The 21,177-nt window shown below is 41.7% G+C and carries 25 protein-coding genes; 10 read left to right on the top strand and 15 right to left on the bottom strand.

Annotation, left to right across the window (positions count from 1 at the left end; all coding sequences use genetic code 11):
• Nucleotides 1-33: 33 nt before the first annotated feature.
• From L1077_RS15130 to L1077_RS15120, 3 genes are all read left to right on the top strand, one after another.
• Nucleotides 34-945, top strand: a complete 912-nt coding sequence (locus tag L1077_RS15130; protein WP_237137645.1) for a GGDEF domain-containing protein — start codon at nt 34-36, stop codon at nt 943-945.
• Entirely contained in the window at nt 945-1,937 is a 993-nt protein-coding gene (locus L1077_RS15125) for a helix-turn-helix transcriptional regulator (protein ID WP_237137643.1), read from the top strand. The genes L1077_RS15130 and L1077_RS15125 overlap by 1 nt, the downstream gene beginning before the upstream one ends.
• A 93-nt stretch (nt 1,938-2,030) precedes the next feature.
• Complete coding sequence (locus tag L1077_RS15120) at nt 2,031-2,480, top strand: hypothetical protein (protein ID WP_237137641.1); 450 nt, start codon at nt 2,031-2,033, stop codon at nt 2,478-2,480.
• A 79-nt stretch (nt 2,481-2,559) separates the two neighbouring features.
• On the opposite strand, the gene L1077_RS15115 is transcribed toward L1077_RS15120, so the two are convergent.
• Both L1077_RS15115 and L1077_RS15110 read right to left on the bottom strand, forming a co-directional pair.
• On the bottom strand, nt 2,560-3,486 hold the full coding sequence (locus L1077_RS15115; RefSeq protein ID WP_237137639.1) for an electron transfer flavoprotein subunit alpha/FixB family protein: 927 nt from the start codon (nt 3,484-3,486) through the stop codon (nt 2,560-2,562).
• A complete protein-coding gene (locus L1077_RS15110) occupies nt 3,483-4,235 on the bottom strand; it encodes an electron transfer flavoprotein subunit beta/FixA family protein (protein WP_039609730.1) in 753 nt (250 codons plus the stop codon). The genes L1077_RS15115 and L1077_RS15110 overlap by 4 nt, the downstream gene beginning before the upstream one ends.
• A gap of 175 nt (nt 4,236-4,410) precedes the next feature.
• Here L1077_RS15110 and L1077_RS15105 point away from each other — a divergent pair, with 175 nt between their 5' ends.
• The gene (locus tag L1077_RS15105; RefSeq protein WP_237137637.1) at nt 4,411-6,060 is read left to right on the top strand and encodes an electron transfer flavoprotein-ubiquinone oxidoreductase; all 1,650 of its coding nucleotides are present in this window, start codon (nt 4,411-4,413) and stop codon (nt 6,058-6,060) included.
• Nucleotides 6,061-6,154: 94 nt separating this feature from the next.
• Nucleotides 6,155-6,637 (top strand): acyl-CoA thioesterase, encoded by a 483-nt coding sequence (locus tag L1077_RS15100; RefSeq protein ID WP_046357112.1) that lies wholly within the window; start codon nt 6,155-6,157, stop codon nt 6,635-6,637.
• 38 nt (nt 6,638-6,675) lie between these two features.
• On the opposite strand, the gene L1077_RS15095 is transcribed toward L1077_RS15100, so the two are convergent.
• The 7 genes from L1077_RS15095 to L1077_RS15065 all read right to left on the bottom strand — a co-directional run bounded on the left by L1077_RS15095 (nt 6,676) and on the right by L1077_RS15065 (nt 10,800).
• On the bottom strand, nt 6,676-7,191 hold the full coding sequence (locus tag L1077_RS15095; protein ID WP_237137635.1) for an adenylate kinase: 516 nt from the start codon (nt 7,189-7,191) through the stop codon (nt 6,676-6,678).
• Nucleotides 7,192-7,390: 199 nt separating this feature from the next.
• On the bottom strand, nt 7,391-7,828 hold the full coding sequence (locus L1077_RS15090) for a GNAT family N-acetyltransferase (protein WP_237137633.1): 438 nt from the start codon (nt 7,826-7,828) through the stop codon (nt 7,391-7,393).
• A gap of 93 nt (nt 7,829-7,921) precedes the next feature.
• The gene (locus L1077_RS15085) at nt 7,922-8,311 is read right to left on the bottom strand and encodes a Rid family detoxifying hydrolase (protein ID WP_039609725.1); all 390 of its coding nucleotides are present in this window, start codon (nt 8,309-8,311) and stop codon (nt 7,922-7,924) included.
• Between the two features lie 117 nt (nt 8,312-8,428).
• A complete protein-coding gene (locus L1077_RS15080; RefSeq protein WP_063364066.1) occupies nt 8,429-8,788 on the bottom strand; it encodes a response regulator in 360 nt (119 codons plus the stop codon).
• Between the two features lie 123 nt (nt 8,789-8,911).
• On the bottom strand, nt 8,912-9,565 hold the full coding sequence (gene hxpB / locus L1077_RS15075; protein WP_237137631.1) for a hexitol phosphatase HxpB: 654 nt from the start codon (nt 9,563-9,565) through the stop codon (nt 8,912-8,914).
• A complete protein-coding gene (locus L1077_RS15070; protein WP_237137629.1) occupies nt 9,562-10,041 on the bottom strand; it encodes an ASCH domain-containing protein in 480 nt (159 codons plus the stop codon). Before L1077_RS15070 ends, hxpB begins: the two co-directional genes overlap by 4 nt.
• A 99-nt stretch (nt 10,042-10,140) precedes the next feature.
• Nucleotides 10,141-10,800, bottom strand: a complete 660-nt coding sequence (locus tag L1077_RS15065) for an FMN-dependent NADH-azoreductase (RefSeq protein WP_237137628.1) — start codon at nt 10,798-10,800, stop codon at nt 10,141-10,143.
• A gap of 138 nt (nt 10,801-10,938) precedes the next feature.
• Here L1077_RS15065 and L1077_RS15060 point away from each other — a divergent pair, with 138 nt between their 5' ends.
• Nucleotides 10,939-11,778: a LysR family transcriptional regulator gene (locus L1077_RS15060; RefSeq protein ID WP_237137626.1), complete on the top strand. Its 840-nt coding sequence runs from the start codon at nt 10,939-10,941 to the stop codon at nt 11,776-11,778.
• 14 nt (nt 11,779-11,792) lie between these two features.
• Here L1077_RS15060 and L1077_RS15055 read toward each other — a convergent pair whose 3' ends face one another.
• On the bottom strand, nt 11,793-12,332 hold the full coding sequence (locus L1077_RS15055; protein WP_237137625.1) for a TetR/AcrR family transcriptional regulator: 540 nt from the start codon (nt 12,330-12,332) through the stop codon (nt 11,793-11,795).
• A gap of 114 nt (nt 12,333-12,446) precedes the next feature.
• Between L1077_RS15055 and L1077_RS15050 the strand changes: the two genes are divergently transcribed.
• Both L1077_RS15050 and L1077_RS15045 read left to right on the top strand, forming a co-directional pair.
• Nucleotides 12,447-12,926 carry an HPP family protein gene (locus tag L1077_RS15050; RefSeq protein WP_237137623.1) on the top strand — a complete coding sequence of 160 codons (480 nt, stop codon included), beginning with the start codon at nt 12,447-12,449 and terminating at the stop codon, nt 12,924-12,926.
• A gap of 122 nt (nt 12,927-13,048) precedes the next feature.
• Nucleotides 13,049-14,164 (top strand): pyridoxal-phosphate-dependent aminotransferase family protein, encoded by a 1,116-nt coding sequence (locus tag L1077_RS15045; RefSeq protein WP_237137622.1) that lies wholly within the window; start codon nt 13,049-13,051, stop codon nt 14,162-14,164.
• Between the two features lie 43 nt (nt 14,165-14,207).
• Here L1077_RS15045 and L1077_RS15040 read toward each other — a convergent pair whose 3' ends face one another.
• Nucleotides 14,208-14,714: a cytochrome b/b6 domain-containing protein gene (locus tag L1077_RS15040; protein ID WP_237137620.1), complete on the bottom strand. Its 507-nt coding sequence runs from the start codon at nt 14,712-14,714 to the stop codon at nt 14,208-14,210.
• A 123-nt stretch (nt 14,715-14,837) separates the two neighbouring features.
• Nucleotides 14,838-15,482, bottom strand: coding sequence for a hypothetical protein (locus L1077_RS15035; protein ID WP_237137618.1), 645 nt, complete (start codon nt 15,480-15,482; stop codon nt 14,838-14,840).
• Nucleotides 15,483-15,672: 190 nt separating this feature from the next.
• Between L1077_RS15035 and L1077_RS15030 the strand changes: the two genes are divergently transcribed.
• Together L1077_RS15030 and L1077_RS15025 are read left to right on the top strand one after the other, a co-directional pair.
• Nucleotides 15,673-16,692, top strand: a complete 1,020-nt coding sequence (locus tag L1077_RS15030) for a helix-turn-helix domain-containing protein (protein ID WP_237137616.1) — start codon at nt 15,673-15,675, stop codon at nt 16,690-16,692.
• 139 nt (nt 16,693-16,831) lie between these two features.
• The gene (locus L1077_RS15025; protein ID WP_237137615.1) at nt 16,832-17,239 is read left to right on the top strand and encodes a hypothetical protein; all 408 of its coding nucleotides are present in this window, start codon (nt 16,832-16,834) and stop codon (nt 17,237-17,239) included.
• A gap of 468 nt (nt 17,240-17,707) precedes the next feature.
• Here the strand turns inward: L1077_RS15025 and L1077_RS15020 are convergent, their stop codons facing one another.
• The 3 genes from L1077_RS15020 to L1077_RS15010 all read right to left on the bottom strand — a co-directional run bounded on the left by L1077_RS15020 (nt 17,708) and on the right by L1077_RS15010 (nt 20,777).
• Nucleotides 17,708-18,061 (bottom strand): gamma-glutamylcyclotransferase family protein, encoded by a 354-nt coding sequence (locus L1077_RS15020; RefSeq protein ID WP_237137613.1) that lies wholly within the window; start codon nt 18,059-18,061, stop codon nt 17,708-17,710.
• A 256-nt stretch (nt 18,062-18,317) separates the two neighbouring features.
• A complete protein-coding gene (locus L1077_RS15015; protein ID WP_237137612.1) occupies nt 18,318-20,072 on the bottom strand; it encodes a sensor histidine kinase in 1,755 nt (584 codons plus the stop codon).
• A 9-nt stretch (nt 20,073-20,081) separates the two neighbouring features.
• Nucleotides 20,082-20,777 (bottom strand): response regulator transcription factor, encoded by a 696-nt coding sequence (locus tag L1077_RS15010; protein WP_237137610.1) that lies wholly within the window; start codon nt 20,775-20,777, stop codon nt 20,082-20,084.
• Nucleotides 20,778-21,177 lie beyond the last annotated feature (400 nt).

Raw genomic sequence — 21,177 nt, 5'->3', positions numbered from 1 at the left:
AACAACAATAAACATTTTGCTCGGCATCAATTTATGGCTCACTTTATTACATCGATAAAACACCTTCATTTATGGGCACTGCTTATCGTGTCTGTCACCATCACAATATTAATGGCAATACACTTTGGTGAATTAAAGCCTTACGCCCAATTCGAAATACTTGACGCAATTGGTGAAGGAGGACTTGCTGCCATGTCTTTAGTGTGGCTAGTTGCAACATTATTGAGCCGCCCACAAGGACGCGTTACGACGGCGCTTTCTTTTGGCCTAACCTTGATGCTGATTTCATTGCTCTTAGATTGCCTAGATGAGTTCTTTTCTTTTAACCACATCCATCCAACTCTCAGCTCACTTGAAGCTTTCCCCGCACTGCTCGGTATGATTGTGATGAGTATTGCCATGTATTGGTGGTATCAAGAGCAAACTTTTTTAAACTTAACGTTATTAAGAAAAGAGCGAAACTTTAGAGAACATACCTTTACCGACTATGTGACTGGTCTCTACAGTGCGCGCTACATGGAAAAGCAAATTGACGCGGAGGTTTCGCAGCTCATCGATGATGGTACTCGGTTTTGTGTCGCAATTTTAGACTTAAAAGCCTATAGCCAGTTTTGCTTTAAACACGGTATCACCAAAGGCGAACTATTACTTCGCGACACAGGACAATTGATCACCTTAAATATTCGTGGCTGCGATCTCACCTGCCGTTACGCCGGGGATAAATTCATTGTTTTATACCCTGCGACTAAACTTAGTACTGCCATAGACATCACAAACCGAGTGTGCACCGCCGCAAAAGTCCACCACCAGTACGATAAAAATCTCGTCACATTAAACCCGAGTACACTACATTATGCGTGCATTGAAGTTTCATTTGCGATGCAAAGCGAGCAGATTTTTGAGCAGCTGATGACTCAACTTGCTCACAATAAGCAGGCTTGTTAATGCCTTATTTTGAATCAAACAACCTAAGATTTAACAGTCATCAATTGTTAGAACCACTGGTTGAGCTGGCAAAGCAGCGGGGAATACATCCAGACAAAGCGCTCAAAGGTACCAAGATATTTTACAAGGATTTCGAAAATCAAAACCACAAATCGAGTTATGCGCAACTAGAACAGATCATAGAAAACATTACAAAACACAATTTAAGCCAAGACATTAGCTTTGTTTTAGGCCAACACCTATTGCATAGTCTCTGTGCTAAATATGCATCGTATTTGTTTCATTGTATCGACTTGAAAGCGTTGCTGATAGCCTGTAAGCAATTGGAAAATGACCTATTTCCCTACTTCAGTATACGTATGCTTAGAGAAAGGCAAGCTATTCATTTACTTGTAAATCCCGCTGTCAGTGAGCCATCCACTTGCACCTATCAATTTTTACTCGAGGTTTGGCTTAGCCTTATAAATGGCTTTATCAAATGGCGATTCAATAATTTAGAGATACAATTTCAACTGCCCTACAGCACGCCTGCGCACATTGAACATTACCATGCGATGCAGGTTGGTACGCTATTATTTGATCACCACGCCTGTACTGTCGAGATCCGAAAAGCAGCACTTCAAACGCGGCAATACGATGCCGTTTCAGCTTTACAAAGCAATCTAGTCACTTTGCAGCCCTGCACATCAATGGGCTTTTTATCTTATGCAGAGACGTTTTTGATCCATCACCCCAAAGCATGCTTAGAAGATCTCGCCAACCACTTTAAGATAAGCGAAGCCACAATGAAAAGAAAACTCAGTCAACATAACAGTCAATTCAGCAGCTTAAAAGACAGAGTGCTTAGCCAGCAGGCCGCATTTTGTATTCAACAACAAGGTTACTCAAATGCACAGGTAGCAAAAGCACTCGCGTTTAACGATTTACCTAATTTTCGCCGCGCGTTTAAACGATGGTTTGGTGTCACACCGTCAGAGCTTCGAAATACTTAGACAGTCCCCGAGTGTTGTCTATTCACAATGAATGCCTCATGGAATGTTAATTGCTTATACTTCATACACCCAATCTCATTTTAAGGATAAAAGATGATCAGTAACATTACAGCCAGTTCTCCCCAAGTCTTAAGTGGGCATCAAGCTTTAAAAAACCGCCAAGCCATGACTGAAACAAGCTCAGTCCATAATGCACAAACAGATACTCATAATAATATACGCAGTAGGCAATTTGATTTTTCTAATATGACATTAGAAGAGCAATCAAATGCCGCTGAGGCGCTTTATCAGCAAGGCGTGTTAAGCCTTGGCGAGGTTGCATTTTTAACTGGGCGATATAATTTAATTAAACATGATGGTGAGCTCGGCGGGGCGACGCTTGCACAAGCAAAAGCTGAAAAGTTCGATGTGATAGGTCAATTAAAAGAAAATTTATCCGCCGTTAAAAGTCAGGGCACAGCAACACAAGATGTGGTCAGAAATTATGAAACTATGATCAACAAACTTGAAGTATATCAGTTCGGCTTTCATGCCAGCGCATGATTATTAATTGTTGTAATTCAGCCATATTAAATGAAAAAAGCCGCGGCATAACGCACACGGCTTCAACAACCAGAATAGGTTACAGAGCTTGTTCTAGCTCAGGTAATACGTCAAATAAGTCGGCGACTAGACCATAGTCAGCAACTTGGAAAATCGGTGCTTCTGGATCTTTGTTGATGGCTACAATGACTTTAGAGTCTTTCATACCAGCAAGGTGCTGAATAGCACCGCTAATGCCCACCGCAATGTACAGATCTGGCGCGACAATCTTACCTGTCTGACCGACTTGCATATCATTTGGTACAAAGCCAGCATCAACTGCAGCGCGAGATGCACCAATTGCAGCACCTAGCTTGTCAGCAACACCGTTTAATAGTGCAAAGTTATCGCCGTTTTGCATACCGCGACCACCTGAGATAATCACAGGTGCAGCAGTTAATTCTGGGCGCTCTGATTCAGTTTGCTCAACACCAACAAAACTACTAAGGCTGTTCGCTGCGCCATTTGATAGTGACTCTACAGACACAGGACCCTGCTCGCCCGCAGCATCAAATGCACTTGCACGAACAGTGATAACTTTTTGTGACTCAAGTGATTTAACCGTCGCAATGGCGTTACCCGCATAAATTGGGCGCTTAAAGGTGTCTGCATCTACTACGTCGACAATTTCAGAAATTTGTGATTTATCCAGTAGCGCCGCAACACGAGGTAAAATGTTTTTACCAGTTGTAGAAGCACTCGCTAAGATATGGCTATAACCACCAGCCAACTCAACCACTAAATCAGCAGTGTTCTCAGCCAATTGGTGCTCAAAATTAGCATCGTCTACTAATTTCACTGACGTCACGCCAGCAATACCAGCAACAGAGTCTGCCGCAGCAGCCACATTGCTACCAGCGACTAATACATCAACATCACCACCAATTTTAACAGCCGCAGTGATCACCTTTGCGGTTTCTGGCTTCAATACGCCATTTTCATGTTCTGCAATAACTAATACGCTCATGAGATCACCTTTGCTTCTGTCTTAAGTTTTGTTACTAGCTCTTCAACGCTCTCTACAATGACACCTGCTTCACGCTTAGCAGGCTCATCGACTCTAACAAGCTCAACACGAGGTGTTAAATCGACACCCAGTGAGTCTGCTGCAATAACATCTAGCGGCTTACGCTTTGCTTTCATGATGTTAGGCAGTGTTGCATAACGTGGCTCGTTTAAGCGAAGGTCTGTGGTTACAATCGCAGGTAACGCTAGTGAGACAGTTTGTAGACCACCGTCTACTTCACGAGTTACCACAGCATTTGAGCCTTCAATAACAAGCTTAGATGCAAACGTACCTTGACCACGTTTAGTCAATGCACCTAGCATTTGTCCAGTTTGGTTGTTATCAGCATCAATTGACTGCTTACCAAGAATGACCAATTCAGGGTTTTCTTGTTCTACTAACTTAGCCAGTAATTTAGCAACATGAAGAGATTCTAATGTTGCATCTGTTTCGATGTGGATTGCCTTGTCAGCACCAAGTGCCAGCGCAGTACGAAGTTGTTCTTGGCAAGCTTTATCACCGATAGATACGGCAATTACTTCAGTTGCACTACCTGCTTCTTTTAATCTAATCGCTTCTTCTACTGCGATTTCGCAAAACGGGTTCATGGCCATCTTTACATTTGTAAGATCAACATCGCTGTTATCTGCCTTGACTCTCGCTTTGACGTTGTAGTCAATCACGCGTTTGATTGGTACAAGTACTTTCATGGTTACTCCATCATCTGGTTATTTGTATAGCTGACGCGTACGTCAATGAAACAATTTGATGAAACCAGCCTACTTCCTGTTGACGTAAACGTCAACCTAAAATAACCTTAGCTTAACGTAAAAAGAACTTAACTCGAGTTTAAGTTAATCTACCGTCAATGTATACGAGGTAAAAATGGTCGAACGTGAAACCATGGAATTTGATGTCGTCATAGTGGGGGCGGGCCCTGCGGGTCTATCATGCGCTATTCGACTTGCTCAACAAGCACAGCAAAAAGAACAAGAACTCATGATCTGTGTGGTAGAAAAAGGCTCTGAAGTGGGTGCGCATATTTTGTCCGGTGCGGTATTCGAAACCAAAGCACTGGATGAACTCATCCCTGATTGGGCACAAAAAGGGGCTCCAGTCACTACCAAAGTCACTGAAGACGAAATCTACCTATTCAAAGATGAGCAAAACGCGACAAACTTGCCGCACATGGTGGTGCCAAAAACATTTAAAAACGACGGTAACTACATCGTTTCAATGGGTAATGTCTGTCGTTGGTTAGCGGAACAGGCTGAAGCGCTTGGCGTTGAGATCTTCCCAGGATTTAGTGCCCACTCTTTAATCATCGAAGACAAAGAAGTAAAAGGCATCGTCACAGGTGACATGGGCTTAGATAGAGATGGTCAACCAAAAGACACTTATATGCCAGGTATGGAGCTTAGAGCTAAGTACACAGTATTTGCAGAAGGTTGCAGAGGACACCTTGGTAAGCAGCTAATCAAAGAGTTTGAGCTAGATAAAGATGCCACACCTCAGCACTACGGTATTGGCTTTAAAGAAATTTGGCAAATAGACCCTGAAAAACACAAGGAAGGGACTGTCGTGCATGGTACAGGCTGGCCTCTTGATACCGAGACGCATGGTGGCTCGTTTATGTATCATGCCGAAAATAACCAAGTTGTGGTGGGTCTTATTATCGACCTGAACTACAAAAACCCATATCTTAGCCCCTTTGATGAATTTCAACGCATGAAACACCACCCTGTCTTTAAGCAAACACTTGAAGGCGGCGAGCGTATTTCATACGGTGCGAGAGCAATTGCCAAAGGTGGCTTACATGCTTTACCAAAAATGCACTTCCCAGGTGGTTTATTGATCGGGTGTGATGCGGGAACTTTGAACTTTGCAAAGATCAAGGGTAATCACACCGCAATGAAATCAGGGATCATTGGCGCAGACACCATTATCGAAGCACTCTCACAAGAAGACGCGACAGCAGATTTACACAGCTTCGATGATAAGTTTAAAGCCAGCTGGCTACACGAAGAGTTATATCAGTCTCGTAATTTTGGCCCTGCCATGCACAAGTTAGGCCGCTACTTAGGCGGTGCTTACAACATGATTGACCAAAACTTTTTCTCCGGCGCTTTACCGTTCACCATCAAAGACATCAGCAAGGATTATGAGTCATTGAGACTTGCAAAAGATGCAACAGAAATCACTTATCCAAAACCAGATGGCAAACTCAGCTTTGACAAGCTCTCTTCGGTGTTTTTATCTAATACCAACCATGAAGAAGTGCAACCATGCCACCTGCAGTTAACAGATAGCACGATCCCTATTTCAGTGAACCTTGAGCAGTACGCTGAGCCTGCACAGCGCTATTGCCCTGCCGGTGTTTACGAAGTGAATGAAAATGAAGAAGGTGAGAAACAGTTTGTTATCAATGCACAAAACTGCATTCACTGTAAGACTTGCGATATCAAAGATCCCAGTCAAAACATTACTTGGGTAACCCCTGAAGGCGCAGGCGGTCCCAACTACCCGAATATGTAAAACCAACCAATTATTTACATATCCTAAATTGCAAGGGGCGAAATGCCCCTTTTTTTCTATACTTACCTCAGACTCAAAAAATGATGAGGTAGACATGGCCAACCAATCAGAAGTGATTTTCAGATTTTTAGCTGAACCAACCGATGTCAACTTTGGTGGGAAAGTACACGGTGGTGTTGTTATGAAGTGGATAGATCAAGCTGGTTATGCCTGTGCTGCTGGCTGGAGCGGTGCATACTGCGTGACCGTATCCGTGGCCGGCGTTCGCTTTCACAGGCCTATTCTCGTTGGTCAGATTGTTGAGGTGTCTGCAAAAATTGCGCATACCGGCAAAACCAGTATGCAAATTTTTATTCAAGTTCGATGCGGCGATCCGCAAAAGCAACACATGGTCGAAACCAACCACTGCATCATTAGCTTTATCGCGATGGATCAAGCAGGTTACCCCATCCCAGTTTCAAAGTTTGTTGCTCAAACACCAGAGCAAAAAGCACTAGAACAATATGCCATCAAAATGAAAGATATTGCGATTCAAACAGAATCCTTATTGCAAGCCACATTCGACCAAGATGAATAGTAAAAATGAGCAATGGCAATTGCTCATTTATTTAGAAGTTAGCTGACTAACTGACGTTGTAACGACTTAAGCTCGCTCAATGAGCGCACAATATAGAGTTGTTTGTCATTGGCGATGTTTTTCAAGTTTTGCTCAAACTCATCATTCCAAAACTGTCGAGATAGTTTTAAGTAATGATATGACTGACGTGTGCCCTGTATAATCGAACACCCTTGTGGCCACCCTTCTGGGGTTTTAATTAATCCCTTAATTGCGCGTTTTGTCACAAGCCAATAGCTCAACCAATAGGGTAAGTCGATATAAATAAGTGTATCAGCGTGAGCTAGGCGTTGCTTGAAAGAGCCCAACGGACCCAGCCCTTCTAAAATCCAGCTAGATTGCTGTAAAATTTTGTCGTGGTTGTCATCAAACTGCGTTCGTGAGACTTGGCTGCCATCTTGATTAAACACCATGATATCTAATTGATGCAGAGGTAAGCCTACCTGTTTTGCTAAATATTTACTAAATGTCGATTTGCCACTACCAGGCTTGCCAAATACGGCGACTTTTTTCATTTATTTTCCTTAATGATTTGTCTCCCAATACCGCATAAAAAAACCCGCCGTATTGGGCGGGTTTGATAAAGTCTTTGCACATCAAATCCCACCATTCCTATGGAATGATGATAATAATGTGTCGAATATTCTGATTAATTATTTTGTGCATTTTATCAGCATATCTGTACCTGTATTTTTTGTCAAAACTGTTTTTTATCTACAGGTACTTTTCCATCAAAATTAGAGGCTTTCCTTGATGCAGCGAAGTTTTAAACTGTTTATAACCCAATTTATTATAGATATGTAACCCGCGCTGGTTTGACTCAAACACGTCCAGCCAGATCCTTTGAGTATCAAAATGCGCCATGCAGTACTGTTCCATTTGTACAATCGCTTGCTGCCCAATTCCACGAAAATTGCTATCGACAACAATTCTCCTGAATTCAACTTCTCTATTGGCTTGTCGCGCTAAGATGAAAAATCCGGATAGAGCATCATGCGATAATATTGATAGGTAATTGATATCCTGCTTGCGCATTTCAGTTTTATGTTGCGCTTTCGTATAAGGAATGATGAATTGCGTGGTATCACTGCGTCGCTCCATCTCAATGAAGGCATCAATATGTTCTGCGAGGGAGGGTATGAGTTTAAGCATGATTTGTGCTACTGATTTTTTATTCGTACGTAAATTAAGAGAGCGCTACAGCTTAAAGAGGAGCCTAAGCCCCTCTTAACCATTGCATCAGCACTATTTACGTACTGCAATCGCTTCAATTTCGATGTTTACATCTTTTGGTAAGCGCGCAACCTCAACACACGAACGCGCTGGGTAGTTAGCAACTTGATGCTCATCGAAGAAGTTACCGTACACCTCGTTAACTGTACCAAAGTCATTTAGATCTTTAACGAATACAGTAAGCTTTACAATATCTGCAACACTCAAGCCCGAAGACTCAACCACGGCTTTAACATTCTCAAGTGATTGTCTTGCTTGATCAGCAATGGCTTCAGGTACTTCACCTGTCGCTGGGTTTACTGGTATCTGACCAGAAGTCATCACCATGTTTCCTAAGTCAACCCCTTGAACATATGGCCCAATTGCCGCAGGCGCAGATTCTGTATGCAAAACTTTAGTCATTTTAATTTCCATTTCAGGTTAGTGGATAAACTGCGCTTATAGTCTCCGCCTTTTGGATTTTTTTCAAGTGCTTGAAGAAGGTTTGTGGGCTGGTTAAAACCAGTTTAAATCACTTTGCTATGCCAGTTTAAGCACCAGATCCGTGAGTAATTCGGGTGTAAATGGCTTTGATATATAACCGTTTACACCTAACTCTTTCATCTCAAGTATTTTTTCTGGCGTGGTATCACCAGTGAGCATGATCACTTTCGTATGACGACAGGCCGGATTTTTCTTCATTCTTTTGATGAGCTCCAAGCCATTGATTTTTGGCATATTCCAGTCAGTTACAATTAAATCATAACACTTAGCCGACATGGCTTTGAGTGCCTCTTCACCATTAGATGCCTGTGTTAGCTCTTTAAATCCTCGTTCTTGCAGGCTCTCACTGATAAGCTCTCTCATAAAGTAGGTATCATCTACGATCAAAATCTTCATGGCCTTCCTTACTGTTGTCATTTTGTGCATACCACAAATTGATGCTAGTAACAGCTCGCAATAATTGCAAAGTCAGACACCCTATTTAATTGTGTTTGAACGCATTTTGTTCAGCCTGCTTTATCAAGATCCAATCAAATGTCGTGATGTGAGCCCTGCTAAACTAGCCAATTTGAAATCTGCTTGTGCAAACTGTTCACAGTTAAATTGAGCGCTTGAAGGCACCGCTAATGTGCGCATATTTGCAGCCTTTGCAGCAAGCAACCCTGTGACAGAATCCTCCACAGCTAAGCACTTCTCAGGGACGACGTTGAGCCTTGCTGCAGCACTTAAGTAGACATCTGGGCTAGGCTTACCTGACAGCTCGTCCTCTGAGGAGCAGCAAACGGAAAAATAATGTGCAATGTTGAGGACATTTAATACCACAGGAATTAACCTCTCTGGCGCATTAGTCGCAAGGCCGATCTTAATCTGTTTTTCACTCAAGAATGCCAGAGCCTCTTGCACACCGGATAACGCCTTGCCTTTTTGTAAAATAAGTTCCGCTACACAAGAGACGACGTTATCAGCGGCTTGTGAAATGGAGGGTCCATGCCATGGTGATTGCTGATACCAAAACTCAGCAGCTCCAATGGTTGTCATTGACGCAGTATTGGCTGCCAAATCATCTGTCACATCCACACCTAAACTTGTAAATACCTGCTTTTCAGCTTGTTGCCACATGGGCTCGGAATCAATTAAGGTGCCATCCATGTCAAAAATCACCGCTTCAATCATCGCTTCTCCAATGCAAAAACCACTTCAAATTCTTCACAAACAATAGGCATCTCAGGCTTAGGCACAAATGCAGTCCCCGCTAATTCCCGATGATAATATGCCCAGTGCACTCGCTTCCAATAAGCAAGTGACTTATCGCCCTCTCCTTCTATTTGCGCATAAGCTTCACTGATCTGATTAAATGGTGTAATAGACACTTTGGTTGTTTTTATAATGCATTGAGCTTCACCTTGGTAGTTTGTCACTACATTTAAATCGCCAGCTTGTGGCAATGCTTCATCATTTGCTTCATACCACCATAAAGACGGTGACGTGGCCTTTTTCTCTCCCATAAGCACCAAAGCGAGGCATGCATTTGCATCCACTTCGTTATCACAAAAGTGCCAGCTTTCGAGTTTCCGCTCTGGTAAGCCTTGCTCATCAAAATAACGTTTACATATTTGAGCAACTGAAAGGTCTTGAGAATTATCAGCCAAACCATACTCCTTTTGGCAAATTAATGGATATGCACCAATAATAAAGACAGTCAGAACGAGAATAAACAGCAAAAATCGCTTTTTGCTGTTACAAATTGATTATGCAAACTTATTTGCTAGTGAGCGTGTTTCAACAAACGCCGCCTCTAATGAGTTTTGATGACGTAAGTCAGCAAACTCTTGATACTCAGAGGCAATCTCAAATACTTGCTCACAGCCTAAGTACTTGGACAAGGTTTTAATATGCGGTGCTAAGTGATTCATCGCCTCTCTTACTCCCCCTTTTTCGAAGCCAAACTCTCCACATGACGTAATGAGAACCAAGCTTTTCCCACTCAAAATCGGCTCTAGTGGAAAATCACCTCGATTTAAGTCAAAGCTAAATGTTTCGTGGATCCGGACTATCTGATCAAACCATGCTTTTAGTTGTGCAGGCATACCATAGTTATACATAGGGGAAGAAATAACGATGATATCGGCCACTTTTACCTCTTGAATTAATTGATCTGATATTGCCAGCTTCTGGCGCTGTTGTTCACTGCGGCGCTGTTGTGGTGTAAATACAGCGCCTAACCAATCCTGATCAGTAAAAGGTGGAGGATTCATTCCCACGTCGCGGTACTGATATGATTTTATGGATGAGTTTTCTTTTAAGCTATCGATAAAGCTATGGGCTAAGCGTTTAGAGATTGAATCATGGTTCGGGTTATCATTAACACGCCTCCTGATACTTGAGTCTATATGAAGTATTGAATACATTGAGCTATATACCTATTGTTGCTGTTCTATGACTGCAATTTTGCTGTTTTTGCCATATCATGACAAATGAAAAGAACCTAGTTATAAATAAGTTTTATTCATGTATAATTAAAATGATTTTCGTTTTAGGAATAACCGATGACCAACGTTTCAATGCAAGCACTTAAGGTCTTTGACGCTGCAGCGCGCCACAATAGCTTTAAACTCGCAGCCGACGAGCTGAACCTCACGGCAACCAATGTGTCTCATCATATTAAAAATCTTGAAACGCGCTTGGGCATCGAACTATTTATTAGAAAAACACGAGAAGTCTCGCTGACTAAAGCTGGGACAGATTTGGCAAAAGCCACTAGCTCTGGATTTAGTACCATAGAACGAGCCCTTCATCAGCTCGTAGAGCAAAGTAAATGCGTGGTGGTGCACACCACCTCGTCCTTTGCGGCCCAAATGCTTATCCCAGCCTTAAGAGATTTTGCGAAATTAAACCCTGATATTGATGTCTCGGTGATCACCGGCGAACATCTGGTTCATGATAATCAGGCAATTACCATCCGGTTTGGTGATATTAGCCACATTGAAACGCACCAAATCCTCTCAATTGAGCAATTTAACTTGTATCTCAATCCAAACCTTGACGGCATAAATCAAAGTACTGTTTTTATGCCAAAGTGGAAAAATCAATCTCTTCCCGAAGCCCCCTGGTCAGTGTGGTTAAGTCAAAACCAGATGAATGATAAACAGCATGAGCTTATCACTTATGACCAAGAACTCTATTGCATTCAAGAAGCCATTGCTGGCGCTGGTTGTGTGTTTGCCTCGCACAGCTTAGTCAGCATGCTTGAGCAAAACGGTGTATTAACGTGTTCGGCTCACCAACCTGTCTCCTCAAATTTAGGATATTATTTGTCCTCGCAAGAAGTACGCTACAGTCAACAACAGCAAATCTTTATTGACTGGCTTAGAAAGCAATTTATCTAAACATGTATTTATTTCTATGGTAGTAACTTCAAACAGGCAGATCTGTAAAACGCTTTATCATGCAAAATACAACCGAACTCAGCGCGTACTATCATGCCTTCAAAAAAAGTCAGTAGCATCTCGGCATGTTTTTGTGCATTAACTTGATTTTCACCCAGAGCACGAATAAACAAGGACAACAGCCATGCTTTATGATCGACGGCAATTTCACTTGGTTTTTGCTTTGTGCATTTAAATTCTGATTGGGCATGCATAAACATACACCCCTTAAACTGCGGCGAACCAAACCAATCAAAATGCCAATCGAGAATGGCTGAGATTTTATCCTTCGGACAGTCATGAGCACTGACAACCTCATCTAGCATTTGCTCAAAGCGCACATGCCGCCTATGCAACACTGCCTCCACTAAACCAAGCTTATCGCCAAAGCGGCGATACAAGGTGGTTTTGGACACTTTGGCTTCATCTCTTATTAGGTCAACACCAACCACGTTAAACCCATGCTGGTTAAATAAGTCTTCTGCCACATCCAAAATATGCTGCTGTATATCCATGTTTTTTGCCAAAAAAATTACTTGTCTGGAAGTGTACAAATCTGTACTCTTTTTAGCAATAGGTGTACAGACTTGTACACATTTAAAATTACAGCGCTAATATAAGGAGATAAAATGAGTAGATTAACTGATATCATAAAAGGTTTTGTGGGTGGTTTTTTAGGAATTTGTGGATTAGGTATGCTCTCTTCGTTGGTGCATCACCCGATCTTAATGGCCCCATATGGCGCCACATGTGTATTACTCTTTGCGGTTCCTCACTCCCCGTTATCAAGGCCAAAAAATGTCATCGGCGGGCATTGCCTTTCAGCTGCCATCGGCTTATTTATGTTATTTTTATTTGGCTCAAGCCTTTTGTCCATGGCCATTGGTGTTGGGTTAGCAATTGCCTTAATGCAGCTGTTCAAGGTGGTTCATCCTCCAGCAGGCGCTACCCCGCTTGTCATCATCATGGCTGGCAATACACACATCGACTTTTTATTGTTTCCGGTTTTGAGCGGCTGCTTATTCTTGGTTGCACTGGCCAGTCTTTTGAATTTAACGTACGTCAAATGGCAAAAGACGACACGCTCAACAGAAACCATCATTAAATAAAATTTCTTTAAACACTGGATAATATCTATCAATAAACACACAATAAAACTTCGATAAAATCCAAGCGCTTTTTTAACGCTTCATCGTTTAAATCGACTAACACGCTAACAACAGGAATTTTTATGTTTGAGTCTTTTAATCCAACACCACGTATATTAATGGGTCCAGGCCCCTCTAATGTATCTCCGAGAGTTTTAGGCGCCCTATCTAGGCCAACTATTGGTCATTTAGACCCGCAATTCATCGGCTTAATGGACGAGATAAAACAGCTCCTGCAATATGCATTTAATACACAAAATGCCTTTACTATTGCCCTATCTGCACCGGGTTCTGCGGGAATGGAAGCCTGTATTGTGAATCTCATCGAACCCGGTGATAAAGTCATTGTGTGTATTAATGGTGTATTCGGTGGTCGTTTAAAAGAAAACATAGAACGCGTAGGTGCCAAAGCCATTGTTGTCGAAGATAAATGGGGTCATCCAGTCTCAGTTGACAAAGTGAGTGACGCCTTCAAAGCGAACCCTGATGCAAAAGCTTTGGCGTTTGTGCACGCAGAAACCTCAACCGGTGCCCGCAGTGATGCAAAAAGCTTATGCCAAATTGCACAGCAATATAACGCGCTCAGCATCGTGGATGCTGTTACCTCTCTTGGCGGCAGCGAGCTTAAAGTTGATGAGTGGGGTATTGACGCCATCTATTCAGGTTCTCAAAAGTGCTTGTCATGCGTACCGGGGATCTCGCCTGTCAGCTTCAGTGAAAAAGCAGTTGAAGTACTTAAATCTCGTCAAAGCAAGGTACAAAGCTGGTTTTTAGATCAATCCTTAGTGATGGATTATTGGTCTGGTGAAGGTAAACGCAGTTACCATCACACTGCCCCGATTAACTCATTGTATGCACTGCATGAATCCTTACTTATGCTCAAACAAGAAGGGCTAGAAAGCGCGTGGCTACGCCACCAAAGGTTGCATGAGAAGCTTCGTCATGGCCTTGAAAAGCTCGGCATTGAGTTTTTGGTTGATGAAACACATCGTCTACCTCAGCTCAATTCTGTATTGGTGCCTGATGGGGTTGATGATGCGCACGTCAGATCAACTTTATTAAGTAAATACAATCTAGAAATCGGCGCCGGACTTGGCCAACTTGCAGGAAAAACATGGCGCATAGGTCTGATGGGCAGCACAGCCAATGAGCAAAACGTAGCCTTATTACTTGCAGCCTTAGAAGATACCATCAAGTAAAAATATCTTGCAGGGACAGCCACTGTCCCTGCACTTTAGCTAGTTACTTACGCGCATACAACACGCCCAAAAAGTGTAGACCAATCAGCCACCACAGAGTGTCAATGAGCATTAAATGAATGTCTAGCATCTTGGCATAAAAACGTCCGTCACTGCTAATCGCATCAGAAAGTTGCACACCAAATAATTGAATAACCACTTCGGCGTTTATCGCCATACCCAATCCTGTGATCACCAACCCAGATAATATTAAGTAAAAACATGCATGTACGCTTTTTACTAATCCCAAATGGAATGTATTGCGCATGGGTTGACGGGGAAGCCTGTTTGCGAACACCTTTTCCCAGCCAAGCCGTGCCAAAATTAAACCAAATACGCCCAGCGCCATTAATGCATGCGCTTCAATCGCATCTTGACGGTGTAGCGCCTGACCTTTTATACGGTAATCGATATTATGAATTTGCGTGCCCATATTCATTAAAATAAATAGGATCAAAAAAGCGGCAAACCAGTGAAGTGAACGATCGATAAGATAGTGCTTATTCTTCATAAAATAATCCTTTATTTCTTAGACAAGACCCTATTTATATTAGCGGCAAGAAATAAAGTTTCAATAATTTCTGAAAGAATAAAAGAGGGCTCGTTATGAGCCACTCTGGACGATTGCTAATCGTTACGGGTTGACGCTACAGTCTGTGAGTTTTACCCAGGCTTCTGGGTTTTGCTTTGGTGAGTCTTGAGTCCACCAGCTCGCCTTGTAAATTGCTTGCTCAAATGTAACTTGGTTATCTCTCACATAGGTGTTGCCAGCTTCAAATTCAGGCGCTTTGCATAGCGGTGACAGTGCGCCAAAAAAACCTGTAATTGTATCAAGTTTTAAATTTGATGCTGTCCCATAATCAACTCCTTCAGCTATGGTGACAGCACCATCAAATGCTGAAATATGCCAATTAAATCTTATATTTGTGCTTTCAACACTGCCATGTATTTCAACATTCGACACCAAAGTGGCATCAAAAGGCCAGAGTCCGAAGTCACGCATTTGCCCTTGAAAACCACCAATCCAATTGCTGACGTTTTGTGCATCGTTAACCAAAAACCCTGCCGTAGTCGGATCTTGGTAACGAAAGCCGGGGTTAGTTGCACTTTCTAACTTACTCACTCGCTCACTTTCTTCATAGGTATTCCAGGTACTCATATAAGTCAGTACATTCTGTTTAACCTGCTCTACTTGTGCTGCTGTTAATGGCTCCGCGCTCACATTAAAACTTAAAAAGCTCGAACCTAATAAAACTAAACCTGCTTGAATAGATTTCATGATGACTCCTAGTCGTTGTATTTATCACCTTTTTAGTTTTAAAGCGCTGCAAACAAAATTATTCCACCTTGATAAAAGAGGAAATTTTTGAATTAATATCGATATCTATCAGGTAATTACACATGTCAATTTAGTTAAATTGACAGTTAATTGGATAAACCGGCATAGTCTCATTAAGGATCAACTACATATGTTGCTAGGGTTACAACAAGAACTTTACCTCGTCTCGAGCCTGATAACGGTATTTTGTGCTGGTATGATGCTTAAGTTTGAACGCCGGTTTAACAAAGGTATGCACTTTTTAACCCTTGCAAATTTAACGCTGATGCTGATCCCGCTGATCAGTTACATACAAATTAAACTTCATGTGCAATCTCCTCTCATTTCGCAAATTGCCAATAACTGTATCTTGTTATTTTGTGGCCTGTGTTATTTATTTTATAGGTTTAAATCAAAGCCTAATTTGAGCGTCGTTTTTCTTCACTGTGCACCATTTTTCATTTTTTTAGTTGTCAAAGTCGCTGGCTTTCACGCCCAAACAGAGCTCATGTATATTATTTACTTTGGCTTAATGTTCAGCTATTTAACTGCAATTTGGCACAGTCACCGTGACACAGAGGCGGATACTCTTCAAGGCGACAAACGATTACTCGCTTGGATTATATTTGTCGTCATACTCAATGGCGGGGTCGCTATTTCCTTTTTAAGCGGCGCATTATTTACTTACCCTCTTTGGTTAACTCTTAACATCAGTATTTGCATTTACTTACTCATTTTCTCCTTCAAAGCCGTTTACCACATAAAACACGTTCAGCAAACACACGAGATTGAGCACCCATCTGCGAAAAAACAGCTTCAACTAAGCCCATCGATTGCCCAAAGCTGCATCGATGAGCTCAAACAGTTACTTGAAGAAGAACAAGTATTTTTAGACAACCAATTGACGCTTGCACAGCTTGCAGACCAGCTTGGACTGACTCAACATCAAACCTCAGAGCTGCTCAATGAGCATATGAACAAGAGTTTTTATACATTACTCAATGAGCACAGAATCCATTTCGCTTGTGAGCTACTCAAAAAAAGTACAACAAGGAATAACATCACTCAAATCGCCCTTGATAGCGGTTTTAATAATAAAAGTTCTTTTTATACGGAATTTAAAAAACAACTGGGCACTACCCCGAGTAAGTGGCGGGCTCAATATGCATAAACAGCTTTCATAGTTATACAACAGGATAAATCACTGCTCTCAGACTACCCCTTTAATTAAGTGAGTATTCATTCATGCTAAGTAAGTTATAGCTTAGTGGAACTGTATTTACATGAATGAGCAAAAAGGAAATTGAGTCGTGAAACGTTACGCTGTTTATGTAGCACTTATACTTACAATAATCTGTATTGCTCCTGTGTTTATGCCAACAACGCTATGTGGCCCACCACCACAGTTAAAAATCCAATCCGATGTGGCAGTGTTAGGCAAAATATTAGCTTTAAACGAAAAGACACTGGAACAGAATTCGAGTCACGCCGACAACATAACGCAATTCAAAAACATACTCACCAAGGCGTTAAATGATTCTCCACCCGATCCGTGGGGTAAACCATACGGCTTTGAATATTTAGGAAGTGAACCTAAAACTTTTATCATTTGGAGTACAGGTTCAATTGACTCAGAGGAAGGCTTGATTATGTATTTATTCAAAGAAGAAGGTAACACCTACAAAGTATCGCTACTGACAAGGCAAAGTGATGAATAGTACATATCTGGAGAATAACCATTGAGCAAGTCCAATGTCGCGTTATTAGTCTTACTCCCTTTATTGCTGTCAGTTTTAATATATCAACCGGCAATGTATTGTTATCCACTATACCCAGAAAGAGTAGCTAAGCTGGATGTCCAACAATTAGGCACTGCCGTTGCCTTATATAGCAGCCTTTTAAAACAGGATATTAGCCAAATCAAGGAGCTGCACGCCTTTGAGCAATCAACCCCTAAACTAATCGATAATGTCCCCCTAGACCCTTGGAATAAACCCTACCATTTCAGATTTTTAGGAGGTCGAGCTAAGGCTTTTATCATTTAGAGTACAGGCTCTTTGAACTCAAAAGCGGGCTTGATAATGTTCACCTTTACAAAAGTGAATGGCGATTATAAAGCCGCTAGATTACAAAGCGCCGAGCAACATACACTACTCAATGCTTTAAGAGATACACACTTAAAAGCATTAGCCTCTTGCTGACTCTGTTGCCGCGCACACATAAGCCCAAGCTTGCTGACCTGATTGAAACTGCCCTGCTATCCTAACGTATTCATCCACCTCATACTCATCAGCCTGAGCAAGCTCCTCTGAGGTGATTTCAAATACCGTGCCCTCAACAATATCTGACTCGTTGCCTGTGTATTTCAAAATCGGATGTATGTCTTTACCACTGGTTTTAATCACCTCAACATTGGTAATTTTAACCTCAGATAGCACATAGCCAACAAGCTGATCTTTTTCGCCTTTTAGCTTACGGCCAAACGTTTCAATTTGAACATGTTCTAACTGCAATGTGCCATATGAAAACAGCTTTTCCATTTTTAGCCTCTCCAATTGAGTAAAATAAACGATTAGGCCCTGAAATTTATATCGCTAAGCAGCAAAGTGCAAGCCACTGATTATGCTAATAAATAATTAAATATAGCATGACGTTTCATGAGAATACGTAATATCTTAGTTTTGGTATTTATCGACACAGTCTTGCGCTCTACCTTCATAAAATACTATGTAATTTCTTGCTACCTACTCACTGACTTATTTTGGTCAGCTTGATCCCTACATGCCAATCAGCTATTTACTCATCTCTGTGTTTTAACCTAAATGACACTAATAAGGCCAAACCCGGATGCCTTCTTTGAACCTGAACCTCTCCTTGCTGTGACAGCACCAATTCGCGAACAAGTGCCAAGCCAATTCCCGTCCCTTTAGTATTTCGCGTCAGCTCACTGCTCCCTCGATAAAACAGCTCAAAGATTTTGTCTTCTTGCGCTTTGCTTATACCATTACCGTAATCTCGGATCTCCAATTGAACCATACTTTGGTTTGTGGGGTGCCTGCAAAAAGTAAAATCAATTTTCTTTCTGTCATTGTCATCTATATTTGCTGATTCAAAAAACTTAATGGCATTGTCCGTGATATTTATCACCACTTGCGTAAACGCATCAGGCTCAATGAATGCTAAAACAGACTCGGGCTCTGCAAATTCCATGCAATGCACCTGTTTAAAGCCATGTTTATCAGTCAATGACGAAATTTTAGAATGAATAATGTTTTGCAGTACTGTCAGCGGAACGTACTCTGGTGCCACATTTTGCTGCTGACGCTCGAAAGCTGACAACTGTAGAATGTTATCAATGAGCCTTGCTAGCCTGTCACTCTCATCACAAATAAAATCAAAATACTCGCCTTGGTGCTCTGGCGAAGCCACCATGCCAGATTTAAGCATCTCAGAATACATTTTTATCGACGTTAAGGGCGTTTTCAGTTCATGGCTTACCGATGAAATAAAGTTAACCTTCTCTTCTGAAAGCGCAAGTTGCTTTACACTAAAGCGATAAAACCCATAGCAAGCAGAAACGATGGCGATCAATAAAATGCCATTAAAAATCAAGCTAAATATGGTTGATTCAGCTAGTGGCATGGGCTTTGATGTCACCGATAGCGCGTAGTTTTTATATGGCCAATGCAGTCGAGCTTCATAGATAGGCTGCTGCATATAGTTACCTTCTAGTGTTTGAGGCTGTGAAACAGTCGGTGCCCCCTCTGAAGGGAGGTATAAAAAGTGTGCATGGGGTAGCGTCTCATCCACAATCTTAAGCGTTACCATAATCGGTATGTCAAACCGCCTATTCTCAAGGATATCCGTCACTTGATTGTGTAAATATGGGCCTCTTTTCACTACATAGCCTTGCAGTACGGGCCGTTCCAAAACAGAGACGACACGATAAAAGATGATATATTCAGGCAAGTCAAAGTTCACATCAAACTGACTTTTTTTGAGGTCTAGCCCAGTATTCAACATGGCTTTAATTGATTTAGATTGAAATACAGTATGGTAAACAGATACGGCCATTTCGCGACGCGTAATAGCCTCTAAAGTTTGAATTTCATTGGAAGTGTCAGACAACTCGTCAACTGTAATTGCATTTGGCCAAATTGGAGAATTAAAATTGCCCTTATGATCAATTTGAAAATACCCCACAAGTCCGGTTATATTTTGTGACCCATCTAGCTGTGCTAAAGGTGAGACTACTTTTTGTGTTTGCTTAGTAACTGGGTTATGTACATAGCGATAATAGTTAAATGCATCAACCGGAATTTGATTGCTCACACTGGTTATCCGAAACAGCTTTCTGTTAATAACCCTGACTAAATTGCTGGCTTCTTGTTGATACTCAGACAAGCGGTTTTTTTCCGCTTGCTGATAACTAATACAAAACAGTAAAGAGAGGGGGATCAGTAGCAGTAATAAGAGTAAAACCGCCGAGACCTGTAATCGCATTAAACGCTCAGAATAATTAAGTAAGCGCTTATTTTTTATAAACGTCATTTGTTATTCTTATAGTGTATAGAGCTGATAGCCTTCACCTCTGTGGGTAATTAAGTGCTTCGGTGTTTTTGGGTCTATTTCTATTTTTTTACGAATTTTAGCGATATGAATATCTACAGTGCGGGTATCTATATCTTTGGTTTCTTTGTATCCCCAGACATCCTTTAGCAAGTCATCTCGTGACACTAAACCACCTTTGCGATTTAAGTAAGCCAAAATCTCCGCTTCTCTGCGGGTATACTTCACCTCTTTTTGATAAGAGCTACCCGTCAGTGACTGCAAGCACACGGAAACTTGCTCACTTAGCGAGATAACATCCCCTTTTTCTGTCCACCCTGAACGCCTAACTAATGCACTGACTCGTAAAACTAACTCTGAGGTTGAAAAAGGTTTTGATACATAATCGTCAGCGCCTAGAGTCAGCGCATTAATGATGTCTTCTTCTGTATTTTTTGCTGTAAGCATCATAATTGGCTGGGTACGAGAGTGAGCCCGAAGTGCATTGCAAATATCAAAGCCATTCATTGAAGGCAGCATAACATCAAGCAAAATACAGGTGTAATCGCCACAGAGCCCCTTGTCTAAGCCTTCTTTTCCGTCCACGGCACTGTCTACGTCATAACCATGAAAGACAAATAAATCCGTCAAGCCTCTTAAAATGCTCGGCTCATCTTCGACGATGAGCAATCTTGGTTTAATGCTCAAACCACTTCCTTTTGTTGATGTAAAAATCGATGTGATCGCTGACCTTCTTTCTCATTGGTTATTATAGATGGTTCAGCAATCCTTAACTGTGCTCACGCAGTGTACCAATTTTCACAAAAGTTTAAATGCAAACTTTTGTAAATTCTCAATGCCCTCGATTTTACTTTTTTCGCCTACTTCTCCTGGACTACACTCACTATATTTCATCTCATCAACAACACGTAAAGCACAAATAAACGAGTGGGACATTGAGTTTTAATGGATAGCGTCGTCAACAAAACCAAGCGAAGTAACCTACCATTGATTATGGGCGCTTTGCTTGCAGCGACAACCATGGACCATCAAAAAACAATGCTCGCTAATCCAACCGATGTCTAGATGTAGAAAGCGAGTTCATAAG

It is taken from the genome of Pseudoalteromonas luteoviolacea, assembly GCF_021654285.1.
Taxonomy (GTDB): Bacteria; Pseudomonadota; Gammaproteobacteria; order Enterobacterales; family Alteromonadaceae; genus Pseudoalteromonas; species Pseudoalteromonas luteoviolacea_J.
This window is presented reverse-complemented; position numbering and strand designations above follow the sequence as displayed.

Coding starts and splice junctions, on each gene's coding strand:
- L1077_RS15050 (WP_237137623.1), top strand. CDS start 12,447: ATGAGTAGATTAACTGATATCATAAAAGGTTTTGTGGGTGGTTTTTTA.
- L1077_RS15110 (WP_039609730.1), bottom strand. CDS start 4,235: ATGAAAGTACTTGTACCAATCAAACGCGTGATTGACTACAACGTCAAA.
- L1077_RS15090 (WP_237137633.1), bottom strand. CDS start 7,828: ATGCTTAAACTCATACCCTCCCTCGCAGAACATATTGATGCCTTCATT.
- L1077_RS15120 (WP_237137641.1), top strand. CDS start 2,031: ATGATCAGTAACATTACAGCCAGTTCTCCCCAAGTCTTAAGTGGGCAT.
- L1077_RS15100 (WP_046357112.1), top strand. CDS start 6,155: ATGGCCAACCAATCAGAAGTGATTTTCAGATTTTTAGCTGAACCAACC.
- L1077_RS15030 (WP_237137616.1), top strand. CDS start 15,673: ATGTTGCTAGGGTTACAACAAGAACTTTACCTCGTCTCGAGCCTGATA.
- L1077_RS15130 (WP_237137645.1), top strand. CDS start 34: ATGGCTCACTTTATTACATCGATAAAACACCTTCATTTATGGGCACTG.
- L1077_RS15060 (WP_237137626.1), top strand. CDS start 10,939: ATGACCAACGTTTCAATGCAAGCACTTAAGGTCTTTGACGCTGCAGCG.
- L1077_RS15035 (WP_237137618.1), bottom strand. CDS start 15,482: ATGAAATCTATTCAAGCAGGTTTAGTTTTATTAGGTTCGAGCTTTTTA.
- L1077_RS15040 (WP_237137620.1), bottom strand. CDS start 14,714: ATGAAGAATAAGCACTATCTTATCGATCGTTCACTTCACTGGTTTGCC.
- L1077_RS15020 (WP_237137613.1), bottom strand. CDS start 18,061: ATGGAAAAGCTGTTTTCATATGGCACATTGCAGTTAGAACATGTTCAA.
- L1077_RS15065 (WP_237137628.1), bottom strand. CDS start 10,800: ATGTATTCAATACTTCATATAGACTCAAGTATCAGGAGGCGTGTTAAT.
- L1077_RS15115 (WP_237137639.1), bottom strand. CDS start 3,486: ATGAGCGTATTAGTTATTGCAGAACATGAAAATGGCGTATTGAAGCCA.
- L1077_RS15080 (WP_063364066.1), bottom strand. CDS start 8,788: ATGAAGATTTTGATCGTAGATGATACCTACTTTATGAGAGAGCTTATC.
- L1077_RS15015 (WP_237137612.1), bottom strand. CDS start 20,072: ATGACGTTTATAAAAAATAAGCGCTTACTTAATTATTCTGAGCGTTTA.
- L1077_RS15055 (WP_237137625.1), bottom strand. CDS start 12,332: ATGGATATACAGCAGCATATTTTGGATGTGGCAGAAGACTTATTTAAC.
- L1077_RS15085 (WP_039609725.1), bottom strand. CDS start 8,311: ATGACTAAAGTTTTGCATACAGAATCTGCGCCTGCGGCAATTGGGCCA.
- L1077_RS15045 (WP_237137622.1), top strand. CDS start 13,049: ATGTTTGAGTCTTTTAATCCAACACCACGTATATTAATGGGTCCAGGC.
- L1077_RS15125 (WP_237137643.1), top strand. CDS start 945: ATGCCTTATTTTGAATCAAACAACCTAAGATTTAACAGTCATCAATTG.
- hxpB (WP_237137631.1), bottom strand. CDS start 9,565: ATGATTGAAGCGGTGATTTTTGACATGGATGGCACCTTAATTGATTCC.
- L1077_RS15095 (WP_237137635.1), bottom strand. CDS start 7,191: ATGAAAAAAGTCGCCGTATTTGGCAAGCCTGGTAGTGGCAAATCGACA.
- L1077_RS15105 (WP_237137637.1), top strand. CDS start 4,411: ATGGTCGAACGTGAAACCATGGAATTTGATGTCGTCATAGTGGGGGCG.